Source organism: Sessilibacter sp. MAH1, from assembly GCF_054658315.1.
The window spans coordinates 1-567 of sequence record NZ_BAAGIC010000037.1 but is presented as its reverse complement, the minus strand read 5'-3'; the positions used below and the strand labels follow the sequence as shown (position 1 = coordinate 567).

The window sequence follows — 567 nt, the reverse complement described above, 5'->3', positions numbered from 1 at the left end:
AATGGCACCGATACCGTTGATATTAATACCGATAATGCTTCTTTGGGCGTTTCCGGTTTTACAACCGATTCTGGCGTTCTTGTTACCAACGCAGAAACCGTCAACAACACCGGTACATTAACGGGCAGCAATGGACTCGATGAAGCCTTTACATTGACCGCTGACCAGCAGGTTGCGGTCTCTGGCCAAACCTTTACCGAGGTTAGCAGTGTGCAGGGCAACAGTGGCGATGCAGACAGCATCGCACTTTCAAATCTCGGTGTTAATCTTTCCGGTGGTGTTATTACTTCAGGCACAACCAGCATCAGTACTATCTCAACAGTTACTGGCGTTGATGCCGTTGTTAGCGACAGTGGATTAACTGAATCTTTCGATTTAAATGGCACCACTTTAGCCGTTAACACCCAAGCTGGTGTGAGCTTTGAAGATGTGAATACCATTAATGGCGATGCGAGCGATAGCATTGCCTTAAATAACAACAATGCAACCTTAGCCTCTATCACAGCTTTCGATACCGACTCCGGTGTTCGTGTTAATACTATTGGTAATGTTTCAGGAACAGGGCAG

1 protein-coding gene is annotated in these 567 nt (G+C 46.4%); it reads left to right on the top strand.

Features of this window, described 5'->3' with window-relative positions; translation table 11 throughout:
- A partial coding sequence (locus ACYQ28_RS18725) for a hypothetical protein (RefSeq protein WP_460052837.1) occupies nt 1-567 on the top strand: 567 nt, incomplete at both ends.